Here is a 16,601-nt window from a genome sequence, read left to right as displayed (position 1 = left end):
CCGGGCGCTCCCGGCGGGCGGCCCGGCGGAGGACCCGGCGGACCGCCCGGCCGTCAGCCCTTGCTGACCGCCCACAGGATCTCCGGCAGCTTCCGGGCCACCGTCGGCGCCGCCAGCCGCAGCCCCGCCCAGGTGGCGAGCACGCCCCAGACCGCGCCCACCGGCAGGGCGAACCAGGCGAGGTCGTACCGGTCGGCCACCTTCATCCAGATCGTCAGCGCGATGACCGGCGCCGACACCAGCGCCGAGCCCAGCATGCCGCCGAGGATGCCGCCCCAGGCGAGCCCGCCCTGCCCCGGGGCGACGTTCTTGAAAGCGCCGTCCGTCGGGATGGAGTACGGGAAGCGGGCCGAGGCCACCGCCCCCGTGCCCAGCATCGAGCCCACCAGGGCCAGCGCCAGCCCCAGCCCCGCCGGGAAGACCCGCCAGTCGCCGGTCAGCGCGGCCGTGACCGCCGTGACCAGCACCGTGTACGGGACGGTGACCAGCGCCAGCGCGACGGCCCGCGCCCGCAGTTCCACGTACGCGTCGTGCGTCGAGGAGATGGTCTGCGCGACCATCCAGAAGGCCGAGGTGTCCTGCCCGAACTGGTTGTACATCTGCACGCCGAGCATGCCCGCCCCGAAGCAGGCCAGATAGACCGAGCCCGTGCCCTGGAGGGCGTTGAAGACCGGGACGATCGCGCCGATCGCCAGCGCCGTCACCCACGACGCCTTCGTCTTCGGGTCGCGGACGGCGTAGCGCAGGGTGCGCTGCATCGCCGCGCCCGTCCGCCCCTCCGGCAGCAGCGACCACAGGCCGCCCGCGCCGCGCTCCTTGTCGCCTCCTGCCGCGGCCAGGGTGGAGCCGTCCGGGGTGACCATCAGCCGGGTCAGGCTGCGCTCCCAGAACAGGAGCAGACCGGCCAGCGCCGCCAGGGTCAGGAGGAGCTGCGCGGCGGCCCGGGCATAGGCGCCCTCGCTCACCGAGTCGACCATGCCGACGGCGGTCGCGGGCGGCAGCCACCGCACCACGGCCTCGGCGGGCTCCAGCGTGGTCAGGCCGCCCGCCTCGAACAGGCGCTGGCTGGCGAAGTTCGCCAGCTGCGCGCCCACCGCGATCAGCAGCCCGCTGAGCAGCGCCAGGTCACGGCCCTTGCGGCTGGTCAGCAGCCGTACGTTGGCCGTGGCCACGGCGCGCGCCAGGGCCACGCAGCCGAGCAGCAGCAGCGGGGCGCCCACCACCGCGGCCGCGATCCCGGCGGCGCCGCGCGCGACGGCGATCACCGAGCCGACGGCCAGGCAGAGCGTGAACAGCGGCCCGATGCCGACGAGCGAGGACGCGAACAGGGCCCGCACCAGCGGCCGCGGGCGCAGCGGCAGCATCACCAGCCGGCTCGGGTCCAGGGTCTCGTCGCCGGTCGGGAAGAACAGCGGCATGAAGGCCCAGCCCAGCGCCAGGATGGCGGCCAGCAGGACCACGACGGTGCCGGCGTGCGTGTTGCCGCGCAGCACGGCCAGGCCCAGGGTCAGGAAGAAGCCGACGACGACTGCGAAGGCCAGCGTCGAGAAGTAGGCGGCCTTGCGCTTCGAGGAGCCCTTGAGGCCGTTGCGCAGCAGCGACAGCTTGAGCCGGACGAAGACCGGGGTGAGCGAGGCCGGCGCGGCCGCGCGCGCCGGGGCGGCGGCGAGGCCCGCCGGGGCGGTGGGCGCGCTCATCGCGCGACCGTCCCGGAGTTCCCGCCGAGCCAGTCCAGGGAGTCCCCGGCCGCGCCGCGCCCCTGGGCGCCGACCAGTTCGAGGAAGGCGGCCTGGAGGGAGGGCGCGGAGCCCCGTACGGCGGCCAAGGGGCCCGCGGCGCGGATGCGGCCGGCGGCCATGACGGCCACCCAGTCGCACAGCGACTCGACGAGCTCCATGACGTGGGAGGAGAAGACGACGGTGGCGCCGGACGCGGTGTAACGTTCCAGCACTCCGCGGATGGTCTGCGCCGACACCGGGTCGACTCCCTCGAAGGGCTCGTCCAGGAAGAGGACTTCGGGGTTGTGCAGCAGCGCGGCGGCCAGGCCGATCTTCTTGCGCATACCGGTGGAGTAGTCGACGACCAGCTTGTGCTGGGAGCCCGCCAGGTCCAGGACGTCCAGCAGCTGCGTGGCCCGCTTGTCGGTCTCCTCGCCGGGCAGTCCGCGCATACGGCCCATGTAGCCGAGGAGTTCGCGCCCCGACAGCCGCTCGAAGAGCCGCAGCCCCTCGGGCAGGACGCCGATGCGCGCCTTCACCTCGGTCGGGTCCGCCCAGACGTCGTGCCCCGCGACGACCACCCGGCCCATGTCCGGGCGCAGCAGCCCCGTCACCATGGACAGCGTCGTGGTCTTGCCCGCGCCGTTCGGGCCGACGAGACCGATGAACTGGCCCGCGGGCAGCTCCAGATCGATCCCGCCGACGGCCACCTGCTCGCCGAAGCGCTTCCACAGACCTTCGATCCGTACGGCGGGCGGCGCGGACCGCGCCGCGCCCGTCCCGTCCGTACCGGCGGTCCCGTCCGTACCGGCGGTCCCGTCCGCACCAGCGGTTCCGTCCGCCCCGTGCGTTCCACCCGTCGCAGCGCCCTGGTCCGGCATGCGCCTGCCTCTCATCGCGTCCCCCTTGGTCGTTCCTTCCTCACCATAGGAGGAGCGCGCGAGGCCCAGCAGTTACTTATGTCATGACTTCGGCCCCGACGGCCCCGACGGCCCGACGGCCCGGACCGGCCCTCCGCCCCGCCCCGTCAGCCCTAGCGCCGCCTGCGCTCGGCCGCCGCCTCGCTGCCGCATGCGTAGGCGAGGGCGTCGATCAGCTCCTCGGTGTCCGGGAGCCAGCGGTTCGCGGGGGTGGGCCGGCGCGCCCACTGCACCGCGCCGCGGCCGCCGTAGCGGGTGGGCGGGGCGGCCACGTACTCGCCCTCGCCGCGGGCCACCAGGTCGATCGCGGAGGGGATCCAGCCCAGGTTGCGCACCAGGTCCGTCATCTTGGCGCCCGCGCCCGGCAGGACGAAGAAGAGCATCCGGTGGTCGGGGGTCAGCGTGACCGGCCCGAGGGTGCGCTGCATCCGGTCCAGCCGCGCCAGCGCCAGGAAACCGGCCGACTCCGGGACGTCCAGGGCGTCGAAGCTGCGGCCCGTCGGCAGCAGGATGGACGCCGCCGGGTTCTTGCCCCAGACCCGGCGGATCTGCACCGCGCTGCCGGTGGCGTGCCCCGCCCAGTCCTTCACGGCCGCGTGCGCTCCGGGCGCCGGGCACTCCGCGGTCCCGCAGGAGCACACCTCCCGGCCGTCGCCCGCCTCCAGCCAGGTGCCGGCGAAGACATCCCAGTGCCGTTCTTCCGCGTACCGCACGGCATGGTCCAGCAGCTGCTCGCCGCGCTGCTTGGGAATGGGTGCGGTCTCCGTGACTCCGATGGTCTCTTCCACGCCCATCACAACTGCCCGGGTCACCCGGGGTTACGGGGCTGAACCCCTGGGCGGGCGGAGCATCGATCCTGCATATGGGGCGCACTGATGCATGTGTGGGGGCGCGTAGGAGGCCGGGGCGCTGTCGCTGGGTAGCGACACCACGCAGAGCGGAAGATTCTCCGCACATCAGGCGGGAAGTGATCATTCCAACGGATCACCCGCGGTCAGCAGGGGGTTTTCATGGCAGCCAGGACTCTCGTCGCCCGCCAGCCGAACGAACGGCTCCAGGCGCTCATCCAGGAAGCCGGGTGCTCCAATGCCGGGCTCGCCCGGCGTGTGAACATGTGCGGTGCCGAGCACGGCCTCGATCTCCGCTACGACAAGACCTCCGTGGCCCGCTGGCTGCGCGGGCAACAGCCACGCGGCCGGGCGCCCGGCATCATCGCCGAGGCGCTCGGCCGGAAACTGGGCCGGACCGTCACCATCGACGAGATCGGCATGGCCAACGGCAAGAACCTCGCCTCCGGCGTCGGGCTGCAGTTCTCCCCGACCGTGGTCGGCGCCATCGAGCAGGTCTGCGAGCTGTGGCGCAGCGACGTGGGCCGGCGCGACTTCCTCGCGGGCTCCAGCGTGGCCGCGTCCGCGCTGGTCGAGCCGAGCCGGGACTGGCTGATCACCGGGGCGGACACGCAGGTGGCGCGCAGCGGTGGCTCCCGGGTCGGGATGTCGGACGTGGAGGCGGTGCGGGCGACCACCGAGGCGTTGAAGGAGCTCGACCACCGCTTCGGCAGCGGGCATGTGCGGCCGGTGGTCGTGCACTACCTCAACTCGGTGGTCTCCGGGCTGATCGGCGGCTCGTACCGGGAACCGGTCGGGCGGGCCCTCTTCGCCTCGGTGGCCCGGCTGACGGAGCTGGCGGGCTACATGGCGGTGGACACGGGCCAGCCGGGGCTCGCCCAGCGGTACTACATCCAGGCGCTCCGGCTGGCGCAGGCCGCGGGGGACCGGGCGTACGGGGGGTACGTGCTGGCGGCGTCCATGAGCCACCTCGCGGCCGAGCTGGGCAACCCGCGGGAGATCGCGCAGCTGGCGCGGGCCGCGCAGGAGGGCACGCGCGGGCAGGTCACACCGCGGGTGGAGGCCATGTACTACGCGGCCGAGGCACGCGGGCACGCGCTGCTCGGGGACGCGCGGGCGACGGCGGTGCTGTCCTCGCGGGCGGTGAGCGCGCTGGAGCGGGCGGAACCGGAGTCGGGCGACGACCCGGTGTGGATCCGGCACTTCGACCAGGCGTACCTCGCGGACGAACTGGCCCACTGCCACCGCGACCTGGGCCAGGCGGACGCGGCGGCCCGGCAGGCGGAGGAGGCGCTACGGGCCCTCCCCGCGGGCAAGGCGCGCCGCCGGGCCATCGGCCTGCTGCTGCTGGCGGCGGCGCGGGTGCAGCAGCGCGAGGTGGAACAGGCGTGCCGGACGGCCACGGAGGCGGCGGAACTCCTGGCGGGCCTCCGCTCGAACCGGGGCGCGGAGTACCTGGACGACTTCCGCACGCGCCTGGACCCGTACCGGGACGAGTCGGCGGTCCGCGAGTTCGGGGCGAGGCTGGAGGTGCCGGTGGCTTAGGTCGTCTCTTCCGGGGCCTGTCGGGTGAGCCCGCGTTGTCCGGTGCCGTGCATCGCAAGGCGGAGGGGCTCCCGTGTACTGGACGTACTCGGGTGCCCCGACAACGCGGCGAGGTGCGGTGCCGGGCAGCGCGGGCCCGGCGGGCCCCGGAAGAGACGGCCTGGCGGTGGGCTGGGTGGGGTGGGGCGGTACGGGGTAGCGTGGGCCGGCGGTTCCGCACGTACGGGCGAGTCGGAGGAGGAGTCCCGGTGACGCAGAACGGACAGGGGGGCGCCGCTCCCCAGCCGGGCACCCCATGGACCCCGGACCCGGCGCCCGGGTACCCGGCCCACCCCGAGCAGCAGCCCCAGCCCGGCGCCGCCTACGGCTACCCGCAGGCGTACCCCGAAGCGGGCCACGTGGTGGGCCCCGGCTACGACGGCCCGGGCCAGCCCCACGGCTACGGCTACCCGCCACTGCCGGAGGCGGCGACGCAGTACATCCCGCCGGTCCCGGGGGACGGGGGCGGCCCGCAGTACCCGGCGCCCCCCGCGCCGGGTCCGGCCGCGTACGACGACGCGGCGACGCAGTACGTGCCCCCCGTGCGGGGGGACGAGGGCGGCCCGCAGTACCTGTCGTCCTCGCACGACGAGGCGGCGACGCAGTACATCCCGCCGGTGCCGGCGGCGCCCGCGCACGACGAGGCGGCCACGCAGTACATCCCGCCGGTGCCGGCGGCGCCCGCGCACGACGAGGCCGCCACGCAGTACATTCCGCCCGTGCCCGCCGGTGGCGGAGCCGGGGTCGAGGGGTTCGACGGGCTGTTCCGGGGGGACGACGACTCCGCCGGGCACACGCAGCATCTGCCGCCCGTGCAGGAGCCCGTGCTGCGGCAGCCGCCGCCGCGCCCCTACCCGCCCCGCGCGCAGCAGCCGCAGCCGCAGCCACCGCAGGCGCCGGCGCACCCGCACGCGCAGCGCCCGTACGCACCCCCGCCCCCGCCGGAGGCCCCCCGCAAGGTCTCGCCCGCCATCGTCGCCGCCGTCGTCATCGGCCTGGCCGTCGTCGGCCTCGGCGTCGGCTCGCTGCTCGGGGACGGCAAGCCGCAGAACAACGACCCCGGCGCCGTCGCAGGCACCCCCGCCGCGACCGGCGGCACCCCCGCCCCCGGCGGCGAGGCCCCCGTGGACGCGGCCCGCCCGCAGGCCGTCCAGCTGGACAAGCTGCTCGCCGACAGCAACGACAGCCGCGCCTCGGTGATCAAGGCCGTGGACGACATCAAGACCTGCGCCAACCTCGACCAGGCCGGTTCCGACCTGCGCGACGCCGCCCGCCAGCGCGAGGAACTGATCACCCGCCTCCAGGAGTTGAAGGTGGACAAGCTCCCGGACCACGCCAAGCTGTCCGCGTCCCTGACCAAGGCGTGGCAGGCGTCCGCCGACGCCGACAACAGCTACGCGGACTGGGCGAACGACGTGGACGAGGACAAGTGCAAGGACGGCAAGGCCAAGACCACCAAGAACGCCGCCGACGGCAACCGGTCCAGCGGCGAGGCCACCAAGGCCAAGGAATCGGCCGCGGCCCTGTGGAACACGATCGCGGCCAAGTACGGACTCACCAAGCGCGACAAGTCGCAGCTCTGAGGCGGCCCCGGCCCTCCCGTGGGCCGGGTCACGCCCCCGTCCAGGCCCCGGTCACGCCGTGCGCGGCGCCGCCTCCAGCGTCGGGGTGATGTCCACGGACTCCTCGCCCGGCTGCGCCACGAGCCGCCCCGACTGCACGATCTGGAAGGTCACCCGGCCGTTGACGATCCGCGGGAAGCCGGCGACGGCCCGCATGTCCTGGTAGCGCCAGCTCAGATCCGGGGTGAGGCCGCCGGTCCGCACCGGCTGGGCCTCGTTCAGCGCCCGCTTCACCTTGCGCGCGTCCACGTGCTCGTCGTCCTTGAAGCGCTTCATGACCTCCGCGAGCACCGTGTAGGCGATCCAGGTGGTCTGCACCCCGCTGTCGTCCGGGTTCACGTCGTCGTCCCCGAAGGCGTGCTCCGCGACCACCTTCCGCATCGGCTCCCAGAGCGGATCCGACGCCACCGGGTACCAGCTCGTGAGGTACGCGCCCTCGAAGGGACTCTCCCGGCCGCCCGTGCGGTCCACCAGGGACTGGCTGACACTGCCCAGCACGGAGGAGATCTGCGGCTTGCGGCGCTGCGGATCGGTGCGCCGGAACGCGTCGAAGAAGGTCTCGGTGCGCTCCCCGAGGACCGCGGTCACGCAGCCCTTCTCCTTCTCCTTGTCCTTCCCGCCGGTGGTGTACGCCAGCGCCTCGCTGGCCTGCGGCTTGAAGTCCGCGGAGTCCTCCGCGGCCCGGATGTCGGAGGCGTCGGCCATCTTGTTGGCGCGCAGCCCGGCGTTGAGCAGCACCGGAAGGGTGTCCCCGGCGATGGTGTCCGGGCGGACCAGCGCCACCTGGTCGCAGGCCCGGCTGAGCTGGTGGCCGGCGCCGGCTATCAGCACCGGCTGGCCGCCGTTGACCGGGTAGGAGAGCGGCGACTGGAACTCCTCCGAGGAGACCCCGTAGCCCCCGATGAAGGGGATGCCCTCCGCCTCCAGCGGGGCCATGAAGGCGCGGCCGTGCTGGCTGTAGGAGCCGACGACGGCGACGGCCTTCTCGGCGACGGCCTTGCGCGCACAGTCCGCGGCGCCGCTCGCGGTGTTCTTCTCGTTGCAGGTCAGCACCCGGAGCCTGCGGCCCGACAGGCCGCCCTGGGCGTTCGCCCAGCGCTCGTACGCCTTCGCCATACCGGTCATACCGGGCATGTTCGTGGCCTTGGTGCCCTCCGGGGCGAAGGTCAGCACGGTGACGGTCTCCCCGGAGCCCCCCGAGCCCCCGGGCAGCGTCCCGCAGCCGGCGACGAGACACGCACCCAGCACGGTGGCGAGGACGGTGCGGGAGAGCGGGGCGACGCGTCGCGAGGTGGTCATGTCCACGCACCATTCCGCTTCCGCGGTAACTGTCGAGCGAGATGGACACAACATGCGGTGACGCCGAGGTGAATTGCGGGGGTGGGGGCGGGGCGGAGCCGGGGGCGGCCCGCCGCCCCGGGCCCTTCAAGATCGCCCCGTACGGGAACGTACGATCGCAAGCGTGACATTCGCCCAAGGTTCGAAGAACTCTTCCAAACGTGGCGGCCGCTCCTCCACCATGGGCGGCATGCCCCTGAACGACATGCCCTGGTGGCGCTGGCGCGGCAATGTGCGCTCCGCGCTCCACATGCTTTCCGACCCGGCCTTCCACGAGGACACGTGGCTGGCCGGCGCCGAGGGGTACGGGGACGTCACCGACGCCGTGTACCGCCTGGTCGAGGACACCTGGCTCGACAGCTGGTCGGCGGAGAAGTACGTCGGCACGATCTTCCGCGACTCGCAGGAGGCGACCCTGGTCGACCTCGCCGTGCTGCGGGTGCTGCGCATCCTGCACCACGTGGGCCCCGACGCCCCCGTCTCCGCCTACCTGGAGCACCACGCCTGGCCCGAGGCGGTACGTGCCGCGCGCGAGGCGCACGTACGGCTGGCCGAGGCCGACGGGGACGACCCGGACCTGCGGCCGGCCTCGCTCGCCGTGCTGAGGATGCTGACCCGCGCGGTGTGAAAGGCTGTGCGGTCATGAGCGACCCGCACAACGAGGCCCCGGCCCAGCAGCCCCAGCAGTCCCCGCAGTCTGCGCAGTCCCCGCTGCCCCAGTACGTCCTGACCGTGTCATGTCCCGACAAGCAGGGCATCGTGCACGCCGTGTCCAGCTACCTGTTCATGACCGGCTGCAACATCGTGGACAGCCAGCAGTTCGGAGACCGGGAGACCGGCCTCTTCTTCATGCGGGTCCACTTCGAGGCCGAGCCGGTGGTGACGGTCGAGAAGCTGCGCGCGAGCTTCGCCGCGATCGGCGAGTCGTTCCGGATGGACTGGCAGATCCACCGCTCCGAGGAGCGGATGCGGATCGTCCTGATGGTCTCGAAGTTCGGCCACTGCCTCAACGACCTGCTGTTCCGCTCGCGCATCGGGGCGCTGCCGGTGGAGATCGCGGCGGTGGTCTCGAACCACACCGACTTCGCCGAGCTGGTCGCCTCGTACGAGGTGCCGTTCGTGCACATCCCGGTGACGAAGGACACGAAGGCGGCGGCGGAGGCGCAGCTGCTGGAGCTGGTGCGCGCCGAGAACGTCGAGCTGGTGGTGCTGGCGCGGTACATGCAGGTGCTGTCGGACACCCTGTGCAAGGAGCTGAGCGGGCGGATCATCAACATCCACCACTCGTTCCTGCCGAGCTTCAAGGGCGCGAAGCCGTACCACCAGGCGCACGCGCGGGGCGTGAAGCTGATCGGCGCGACGGCGCACTATGTGACGGCCGACCTGGACGAGGGCCCGATCATCGAGCAGGAGGTCGAGCGCGTGGGCCACGAGGTCACCCCGGACCAGCTGGTGGCGGTCGGCCGCGACGTGGAATGCCAGGCGCTGGCCCGCGCGGTGAAGTGGCACAGCGAACACCGCGTCCTGCTGAACGGCTCCCGCACGGTGGTCTTCGCGTAGCGAAGGGTCAGCGGGGGCGCATCCGGCCCCGCCCGGGGGTACCTCCCAGCGGTTGCCGGGGGAGTTCGAGGCGCGGGGTCCGGGGCGGCGGCCCGGGAAGCCGGCCCGCAGGGCCCGGACACGGGTGCGGGGCAGGGTGCACCCCGGGCAGGGCAGAGGCAGGGCAGCCGGGGGCGCGACCCCCGGCCCGGCCCCTCCGCGCCGCGCCGCGCCGCAAGCGCTACGCGTCGGGCGCCTCCACCCCGCAGTACCCCGCGAACGCCGCCAGGATCTCGGCCTCCGAGATCCTCCCGTCCCCGTCCGTGTCCAGCGCCCGCGCCACCTCGCCCGCGAGCTCCGGCGCCGTCCCGAGCACCCTCAGCACCCGCGCCGCCGCCTCCGGCGTCGCCCCCGCGCCGTCCGGGTCCGCCACCGCGATCACGGCCCGCAGGAACGGCCGCGCGATCTCCGCGAACCGGTCCGGGTTGTCCCGCAGCCGCTTCGCGGCGCCCGTGATGAACTCCTCGCGCGACACCCGCTGGTCGCCGTCGACGTCCGCGATACCGGCCATGCCCTGCCAGAACGCCTCGGCCCCGCCGAAGACGGCCTGGCCCTTGTCCGACCTCGCCGTGGTGCCGAATTCGGCCAGGACCGCCCGCGCGGCGGCGCTGAAGTCCTCCCGGTCGATGTACCCGGAGCCGTCCTGGTCGAACGTGGCGAATCGGGCGGCGATCTTGCGCTCGTACTCTGCGCTGTCCATAAGCGGCGTTCCGCCTTCACGTGTGCGTGGGGATCAGTTCAAGACAAGGCAGGAGCGTAAGCCCTATGTGGCCTGCGCGTTAAGCGAAGCGGTCAAGGAGGCGGCCGCATCGAACCCGCGCACGGGGAGCGCGGCGGGGCGCGTACACCTGTGCTCATGTGCCCCGCGCCGCACCACCGTTCACGCCGTGCGACGCCCCTATCACGGAGGATGCACATCCGGAGCCCGCTTCCCGCAAAACAGGCGCGAACCGCCAAGTGCCCACTACATTCGTTGGGTCGACACACGGCTGGGGGCACTTATGCCGAAGGACGTACCACCGCGCTGGGACCGCCGCATGCAGCAGCGCCTGGCCCGCGGCGAGGCCGCCGCGCTCGGTGAGCTGTACGACCGTTTCGCCTCGCTGGTGCACAGCCTCGCGCACCGGGTGCTGGGCGACGAGACGGCCGCGGACCGCGTCACCCGCGAGGTCTTCGGCTACATCTGGGAGAACCCGGACGCCTACGACCCCAAGCAGGGCTCCCTGCGCTCCTGGGTCGCCCGGATCACCCAGGGGCAGGCGGTGGCCCGGCTGCGCCAGGCCGAGCTGGGGCGCGGCTCCCGCGAGGAGCTGGAGCAGAAGGTGCGCACCGCCAACGCCGCCGCCCGCGCGGACTACATCGTCACCTCCATGCCCGCACCGCTGCGCGCCGCGCTCGAACTGGCGTACTTCAAGCGGCGGGACTACCGGCAGGCCGCCGCCGACCTCCAGATCAGCGAGGACGAGGCGCGCCGCCGGCTGCGGCTCGGCCTCCAGCTGCTGTCGACCGCCAATGCCCTCCCGCAGGAGGACACCGCCCAGTCCGGTTACGGCCCGCGCGAATACGGATCACCTCGATGAACGGCCCTGCCCAGTCGCCCGACGACGGATACGAGCGTCCCGGCGGGCAGGCCCGGATACCGGGCCCCCGCGGCGCCGCCGACGACCTGGACCCCGCGCACGCCCCGCGCGGACTCCCGGCCGCGTCGCCCCCGCCGCCTCCCTCGCACGCGGTGCTGAAATCCCTGCTCGGGGCGTGGGCGCTGGCCGCCTGCTCGACGGAGGAGACCCGGGCGGTGGAGGACCACCTCACCGAGTGCGCGCCGTGCGCGGAGGAGGCGCTGCGGCTGCGGGACGCCGTGGGGCTGCTGCACCCGGAGGAGACCCTGGACCTCAAGCCGCTGCTGCGCTCGCGGGTCCTGGAGGACTGCCTGGGCAAGCGGCCGGCGCGGATCCCGGTGCCGGGGTGGGCGAGTCCGTACGACACCGAGACCGCGCGGCTCGACGCGCTGCTCCAGGACTTCGGGGACGCGGAATGGCACACCCCGGTGCGGCTCAAGTGGTTCGAGGAGGAGCGGCGGCGCACCCAGCGGACCACGGTCGCCGGGGTGATCGGGCACCTGATGACGGTGGACGGGCTGGTCGCCTCCGCCCTCGGCCTCGACGACCCGCTCGGCCCGGCCGCCCCGCCGGGCGGTCCGACGGCGCGTACGGAGCACTTCTGGCGGGCGCTGCCGCACCCGCCGACCCGTCAGGTGCGCGAGCCGTGGCGGCAGCAGGGCCACACGCTGGTCCGTACGGTGTCCTTCGCGGGCCGCGGCGTCGCCGAGCTGGCCGTGGACTACGGCGCCTTCACCCTGCCGCTCGGTGACGCCTTCCTGGAGCGTGCCTTCGAGTGCTGGGTGCACGCGTGGGACATCGCGGACGCGGTGGACTACCCGTACGAGCCCCCGTCCGGCCCGCACCTGCACGGCATGATCGACCTGGCGGCCCGCCTCCTGCCGGGCGCCCTGGCCCAGCGCCGCCGCGCGGGCCTGGCCGCACCACCGCGCGGCCTGGTCGCGGCGGGAGCCCCGGGCCGCACCCTGCACCTGGAGATCGAGGGCGCGGGCGGCGGAGGCTGGGACATCGCCCTGGACTCCCCGGCGGCGAAGCCGTCCCCGGAGCGCACGGTGGCGGAGATCGCCCTGGACGGCATCGAGTTCTGCCAGCTCGCGGCGGGCCACATCTCCCCGGAGGAAGCCGCGGTGGGCCAGCACGGCGACCGCGAAGCCATCCGCGACGTCCTGTTCGCGGCGGCTTCGCTCAGCCGGCTGTAGGGGGCGGGCTCCCGCTCTCGGGAGCCCCTGGAGCCCCCGGAGCCCCCTGGAGACCCCTCACGCGAACCGCTCCCGCAGCTTGTATTTCAGTACCTTGCGCAGGGACTCGTTGCGGGGGAGGGAGTCCAGGAGCTCCAGCTGCTCGGGGAGTTTGTGGGGGGACAGGCCCTCCGCGCGGAGGTAGGTGGTGAGGGCGGGGAGGGTGAGGGGGGCGGTGCCCGGGGGCTGTTCGACCACCGCGCAGACGCGTTCGCCCCGGGTGGGGTCCGGGAGGCCGATGACGGCCACGTCCGCCACCGACGGGAGGCGGTGCAGGAGGTCTTCGATCTCCTTCGCCGAGATGTTCTCGCCCTTGCGGATGATGACGTCCTTGCTGCGGCCCGTCAGGACCAGGTAGCCGTCCGGGGTGAGGTGGCCGAGGTCGCCCGTCCGCAGGTAGCCGTCGGCGTCGAAGAGCCGCGCCGCCGGGTCCTGGTTCAGGTAGCCCTGGCAGACCGCCTCCCCGCGCAGCCGGACCTCGCCGTCCGTGTCCGGCGGGAGCGGGGTGCCGTCCGGGGCGGTGATGCGCAGGGACATGCCCTCCGGCGGGCGGCCTTCGGTGGTGGCGAGGTGGCCGGGGGTGTCGTCCGGGGCGCCCATGGTGATCATCGGGACCTCGGTCATGCCGTAGCCGTGCGTCAGCTGGCAGCCCATCTCGCGGACCACCGCGTGGTAGATCTCCGGCGGCTTCGGGGCTCCGCCGCCCGCGAGGAGGCGGAGGGTGGGGATCAGGGGGACGCCGGGGGTCTTGCGCTGCTCGGTGAGGAACATCGAGTAGAAGGCGGTGGAGCCGCCGGCGACGGTGACCCCGTGGCGGCGGTAGCCGTCGAGCGCGTCCGGCATCGCGAACCGCTCGAAGAGCACCGCGGGGAAGCCGTACAGGAGCAGCATCACCAGGTAGTCCGGGCCGCCTATGTGCGCGTACGGGAAGGCGACCGAGCCGACGTCGGCGGGCCCCGGCCGCAGCGCGTGCGCGAGGCAGGAGCCGCCCGCGATGAGGGAGCGGTCGGTGTGCAGCACGCCCTTGGGGTCGGAGGTGGTGCCGGAGGTCCAGTAGATCCACCGTACGTCGGTCCCCGCGCCCGGGGGCGGCGGCAGTACGGCCGGATCGCCCTCGGGCAGGTCCTCGTACGCGTCGAAGACACCGCGGGCGCCGACCCGGTGGGCCAGCGCGCGGTGGTCGTACCCCCGCCAGACGCCCGGGACCGCGAAGAACTCGGCGCCGGACTCGCGCAGGGCGAAGCCGACCTCCCGGTCCCGGTAGAAGGGGATGACGGGGGACTGCACGGCGCCGAGGCGGGCGAGGGCGGTGGAGAGCAGCACGCTCTCGATGCGGGTGGGGAGCTGCCAGGCGACGACGGTGCCGGGGCGTACGCCGCGGGCGTACAGGCCGGCGGCCACGCGTTCGGCGCGGTCGCGGAGGGCGCCGAAGGTGAGGCGGCGGTCGTCGGCGGGATCGTCGGCCGCCTCGATGAGGACGGTGACGCCGGGGGTGAGCGCGGCCCGGCGGGAGACCAGCTCCCAGAGGGTGCGCGACCGGCTCAGGTCCTCGGCCACCGCACGCGTTTCCCCGCCGTCCGTCATCCCGGGCCCCCTCGCATCCGCTCAGCATCTGACGACCAGTCAGGTCAAGCCGAGAGCGTAGGGCTCCGCCGCTTGTCGGTCCAGGGGTGGCGCCGCTAGCTTGTTTCTGACGATCCATCAGATTGGGGAGCCGCCATGGACCAGGAACTGCCTCGGATCATCAGCGTCGACGACCACGTGATCGAGCCCGCGCACCTGTTCGACGTCTGGCTGCCCGCCAGGTACCGCGACCGCGGGCCCCGGCCGCTCACCGCCGGAATCGGCGAGCTCCAGTACACCGGCGGCAAGTACGTGATCACCATGGACCCGGACGGACCGCCGGCCGACTGGTGGATCTACGAGGACCTGAAATTCCCGTACAAGCGCAATATCGCCGCCGTCGGCTTCGACCGCGACGACATGACCCTGGAGGGCATCACCCGCGCCGAGATGCGCCAGGGCTGCTGGGACCCCAAGGCGCGCCTGGCGGACATGGACCTCAACCACGTCGAGGCGTCCCTCTGCTTCCCCACCTTCCCGCGCTTCTGCGGGCAGACCTTCGCCGAGGCGCACGACAAGGAGGTGGCCCTCGCCTGCGTCCGCGCCTACAACGACTGGATGGTCGAGGAGTGGTGCGGCGACAGCGGCGGCCGGCTGATCCCGCTGTGCATCATCCCGCTCTGGGACATCGGCCTCGCGGTGGCCGAGATCCGGCGCAACGCGGCCCGCGGAGTGCGCGCCGTGACCTTCTCCGAGATCCCCACGCACCTCGGGCTCCCCTCCATCCACTCCGGCTACTGGGACCCCTTCTTCGCCGTCTGCCAGGAGACCGGCACGGTGGTCAACATGCACATCGGGTCCAGCTCCCAGATGCCCGCCGCCTCCCCGGACGCGCCGCCCGCCGTGCAGGCGTCGCTGAGCTTCAACAACGCCATGGCCTCGATGATGGACTTCCTGTTCAGCGGGGTGCTGGTGAAGTTCCCGACGCTGAAACTCGCCTACAGCGAGGGCCAGATGGGCTGGATCCCCTACGCCCTGGAGCGCGCCGACGACGTCTGGCAGGAGCACCGGGCCTGGGGCGGCGTCCGCGGGCTGATCCCGGAGCCGCCGTCCACGTACTACTACCGGCAGATCTACTGCTGCTTCTTCCGCGACAAGCACGGCATCGCCTCGCTCGACGTCGTCGGACGGGACAACGCCACCTTCGAGACCGACTACCCGCACGTCGACTCGACCTTCCCGCACACCAAGGAGGTCGCCCTCGACCACGTGCAAGGGCTGGACGACGAGACCGTCTACAAGCTGATGCGCGGCAACGCCATCCGCATGCTCGGGCTGGACCTGGACGCGGACCGGAGCGCGGACCCCGGCCCGGCCCGGAACCCGGCCCGCTGATGGATCTCACGTACACCGACGAGGAGGAGGAGTTCCGCGCGGGCCTGCGCCGCTGGCTCGCCAAGGCCCTCCCCGAGCTGCCCGCCCGCCCCTCCCCGGACGACTGGCCGGGCCGCCGCGCCTACGACCTCGGCTGGCAGCGCCGCCTGTACGAGGCGGGGTACGCGGGCCTGCACTGGCCGGTGGACGCGGGCGGCCGGGGGGCCACCCCGGCCCAGCACCTGATCTTCCTGGAGGAGACGGAGCGCGCGGGGGCCCCGTACGTCGGTGCGAACTTCGTCGGGCTGCTGCACGCCGGACCGACCATCGCCGCCGAGGGCACGCCCGGCCAGCGGGCGCGCTGGCTGCCGCCGGTGCTGCGCGGCGAGGAGGTGTGGTGCCAGGGGTTCAGCGAGCCCGGCGCCGGCTCCGACCTGGCCTCGCTGCGTACGCGGGCGGTGCGCGAGGGCGAGGAGTACGTGGTCACCGGGTCGAAGATCTGGACCTCGCACGCGGAGGTCGCCGACTGGTGCGAGCTGCTGGTGCGCACCGATCCCGAGGCGCCCCGCCACCGGGGCATCAGCTGGCTGGCCCTGCCGATGGACGCGCCCGGGGTGACGGTACGGCCGCTGCGCACGCTCGCCGGTTCCACGGAGTTCGCGGAGGTGTTCCTCGACGAGGTCCGCGTCCCGGTCGCGAACCGGGTGGGCGCGGAGAACGACGGCTGGCGGGTCACCATGGTCACCCTGTCCTTCGAGCGGGGCACCGCCTTCGTCGGGGAGGTGGTCGCCTGCCGCCGCACCCTGGGCGAGCTGGCCCGCGCGGCCCGCGCGAACGGCCGCTGGGACGATCCGGTGCTGCGGCGCAGGCTGGGCCGTCTGCACGGGGAGTTCGGGGCGCTGTGGCGGCTCACGCAGTGGAACGTCAGCGAGGCCGGGCGCTCGGCGGGCGGGGTCCCGGGCGTCGGCGGTTCCGTCTTCAAGCTGGCCTACTCGCACGCCCGCCAGGAGCTCTACGACACGGCGGCGGAGGTCCTGGGAGCCGCTTGCCTGTCGCTGGACGAGCAATGGACCCTGGACCGGCTCTCGTCCCTCTCGTACACCATCGCGGCGGGCACCTCGCAGATCCAGCGGAACATCGTTGCCGAGCGGATCCTCGGCCTCCCGAAGGACCGGTGA

Annotated in this window: 14 protein-coding genes; 8 read left to right on the top strand and 6 right to left on the bottom strand. The window is 73.6% G+C overall.

Annotated elements, in window-relative coordinates; all coding sequences use genetic code 11:
• Window positions 1-53: 53 nt before the first annotated feature.
• The 3 genes from ABZ873_RS03460 to ABZ873_RS03450 form a co-directional block, all read right to left on the bottom strand.
• Window positions 54-1,697 carry a transporter gene (locus ABZ873_RS03460; RefSeq protein WP_360864429.1) on the bottom strand — a complete coding sequence of 548 codons (1,644 nt, stop codon included), beginning with the start codon at window positions 1,695-1,697 and terminating at the stop codon, window positions 54-56.
• Entirely contained in the window at window positions 1,694-2,614 is a 921-nt protein-coding gene (locus tag ABZ873_RS03455; protein ID WP_360864427.1) for an ABC transporter ATP-binding protein, read from the bottom strand. Before ABZ873_RS03455 ends, ABZ873_RS03460 begins: the two co-directional genes overlap by 4 nt.
• Window positions 2,615-2,751: 137 nt before the next feature.
• Window positions 2,752-3,432 carry a bifunctional DNA primase/polymerase gene (locus ABZ873_RS03450; RefSeq protein WP_360864530.1) on the bottom strand — a complete coding sequence of 227 codons (681 nt, stop codon included), beginning with the start codon at window positions 3,430-3,432 and terminating at the stop codon, window positions 2,752-2,754.
• 216 nt (window positions 3,433-3,648) lie between these two features.
• On the opposite strand from ABZ873_RS03450, the gene ABZ873_RS03445 reads away from it, so the two are divergent.
• Together ABZ873_RS03445 and ABZ873_RS03440 are read left to right on the top strand one after the other, a co-directional pair.
• Window positions 3,649-5,031 (top strand): transcriptional regulator, encoded by a 1,383-nt coding sequence (locus tag ABZ873_RS03445; protein WP_360864424.1) that lies wholly within the window; start codon window positions 3,649-3,651, stop codon window positions 5,029-5,031.
• 248 nt (window positions 5,032-5,279) lie between these two features.
• A complete protein-coding gene (locus ABZ873_RS03440) occupies window positions 5,280-6,653 on the top strand; it encodes a hypothetical protein (RefSeq protein ID WP_360864422.1) in 1,374 nt (457 codons plus the stop codon).
• A gap of 51 nt (window positions 6,654-6,704) precedes the next feature.
• Here ABZ873_RS03440 and ABZ873_RS03435 read toward each other — a convergent pair whose 3' ends face one another.
• Window positions 6,705-7,991 carry an ABC transporter substrate-binding protein gene (locus tag ABZ873_RS03435; RefSeq protein ID WP_360864420.1) on the bottom strand — a complete coding sequence of 429 codons (1,287 nt, stop codon included), beginning with the start codon at window positions 7,989-7,991 and terminating at the stop codon, window positions 6,705-6,707.
• Window positions 7,992-8,211: 220 nt separating this feature from the next.
• Here ABZ873_RS03435 and ABZ873_RS03430 point away from each other — a divergent pair, with 220 nt between their 5' ends.
• Together ABZ873_RS03430 and purU are read left to right on the top strand one after the other, a co-directional pair.
• Window positions 8,212-8,658: a hypothetical protein gene (locus ABZ873_RS03430; RefSeq protein ID WP_360864528.1), complete on the top strand. Its 447-nt coding sequence runs from the start codon at window positions 8,212-8,214 to the stop codon at window positions 8,656-8,658.
• Between the two features lie 14 nt (window positions 8,659-8,672).
• Entirely contained in the window at window positions 8,673-9,590 is a 918-nt protein-coding gene (purU, locus tag ABZ873_RS03425; RefSeq protein ID WP_360864419.1) for a formyltetrahydrofolate deformylase, read from the top strand.
• Between the two features lie 220 nt (window positions 9,591-9,810).
• Here the strand turns inward: purU and ABZ873_RS03420 are convergent, their stop codons facing one another.
• Window positions 9,811-10,329, bottom strand: a complete 519-nt coding sequence (locus tag ABZ873_RS03420; protein WP_360864417.1) for an EF-hand domain-containing protein — start codon at window positions 10,327-10,329, stop codon at window positions 9,811-9,813.
• A 301-nt stretch (window positions 10,330-10,630) separates the two neighbouring features.
• Here ABZ873_RS03420 and ABZ873_RS03415 point away from each other — a divergent pair, with 301 nt between their 5' ends.
• Together ABZ873_RS03415 and ABZ873_RS03410 are read left to right on the top strand one after the other, a co-directional pair.
• Window positions 10,631-11,209, top strand: coding sequence for a sigma-70 family RNA polymerase sigma factor (locus ABZ873_RS03415; RefSeq protein WP_360864416.1), 579 nt, complete (start codon window positions 10,631-10,633; stop codon window positions 11,207-11,209).
• Window positions 11,206-12,447, top strand: coding sequence for a zf-HC2 domain-containing protein (locus ABZ873_RS03410; protein ID WP_360864413.1), 1,242 nt, complete (start codon window positions 11,206-11,208; stop codon window positions 12,445-12,447). The genes ABZ873_RS03415 and ABZ873_RS03410 overlap by 4 nt, the downstream gene beginning before the upstream one ends.
• Window positions 12,448-12,504: 57 nt before the next feature.
• Here ABZ873_RS03410 and ABZ873_RS03405 read toward each other — a convergent pair whose 3' ends face one another.
• A complete protein-coding gene (locus ABZ873_RS03405; protein ID WP_360864411.1) occupies window positions 12,505-14,070 on the bottom strand; it encodes an AMP-binding protein in 1,566 nt (521 codons plus the stop codon).
• A 135-nt stretch (window positions 14,071-14,205) separates the two neighbouring features.
• Here ABZ873_RS03405 and ABZ873_RS03400 point away from each other — a divergent pair, with 135 nt between their 5' ends.
• Together ABZ873_RS03400 and ABZ873_RS03395 are read left to right on the top strand one after the other, a co-directional pair.
• Window positions 14,206-15,444, top strand: coding sequence for an amidohydrolase family protein (locus ABZ873_RS03400; protein ID WP_360864409.1), 1,239 nt, complete (start codon window positions 14,206-14,208; stop codon window positions 15,442-15,444).
• Entirely contained in the window at window positions 15,444-16,601 is a 1,158-nt protein-coding gene (locus ABZ873_RS03395) for an acyl-CoA dehydrogenase (RefSeq protein ID WP_360864407.1), read from the top strand. Before ABZ873_RS03400 ends, ABZ873_RS03395 begins: the two co-directional genes overlap by 1 nt.

The sequence above is a fragment of the Streptomyces sp. NPDC047014 genome (genome assembly GCF_040644195.1).
Taxonomy (GTDB): Bacteria; Actinomycetota; Actinomycetes; order Streptomycetales; family Streptomycetaceae; genus Streptomyces.
This window is presented reverse-complemented; position numbering and strand designations above follow the sequence as displayed.

Coding starts and splice junctions, on each gene's coding strand:
- ABZ873_RS03460 (WP_360864429.1), bottom strand. CDS start 1,697: ATGAGCGCGCCCACCGCCCCGGCGGGCCTCGCCGCCGCCCCGGCGCGC.
- ABZ873_RS03455 (WP_360864427.1), bottom strand. CDS start 2,614: ATGAGAGGCAGGCGCATGCCGGACCAGGGCGCTGCGACGGGTGGAACG.
- ABZ873_RS03450 (WP_360864530.1), bottom strand. CDS start 3,432: ATGGGCGTGGAAGAGACCATCGGAGTCACGGAGACCGCACCCATTCCC.
- ABZ873_RS03445 (WP_360864424.1), top strand. CDS start 3,649: ATGGCAGCCAGGACTCTCGTCGCCCGCCAGCCGAACGAACGGCTCCAG.
- ABZ873_RS03435 (WP_360864420.1), bottom strand. CDS start 7,991: ATGACCACCTCGCGACGCGTCGCCCCGCTCTCCCGCACCGTCCTCGCC.
- ABZ873_RS03430 (WP_360864528.1), top strand. CDS start 8,212: ATGGGCGGCATGCCCCTGAACGACATGCCCTGGTGGCGCTGGCGCGGC.
- purU (WP_360864419.1), top strand. CDS start 8,673: ATGAGCGACCCGCACAACGAGGCCCCGGCCCAGCAGCCCCAGCAGTCC.
- ABZ873_RS03420 (WP_360864417.1), bottom strand. CDS start 10,329: ATGGACAGCGCAGAGTACGAGCGCAAGATCGCCGCCCGATTCGCCACG.
- ABZ873_RS03415 (WP_360864416.1), top strand. CDS start 10,631: ATGCCGAAGGACGTACCACCGCGCTGGGACCGCCGCATGCAGCAGCGC.
- ABZ873_RS03410 (WP_360864413.1), top strand. CDS start 11,206: ATGAACGGCCCTGCCCAGTCGCCCGACGACGGATACGAGCGTCCCGGC.
- ABZ873_RS03405 (WP_360864411.1), bottom strand. CDS start 14,070: ATGACGGACGGCGGGGAAACGCGTGCGGTGGCCGAGGACCTGAGCCGG.
- ABZ873_RS03400 (WP_360864409.1), top strand. CDS start 14,206: ATGGACCAGGAACTGCCTCGGATCATCAGCGTCGACGACCACGTGATC.
- ABZ873_RS03395 (WP_360864407.1), top strand. CDS start 15,444: ATGGATCTCACGTACACCGACGAGGAGGAGGAGTTCCGCGCGGGCCTG.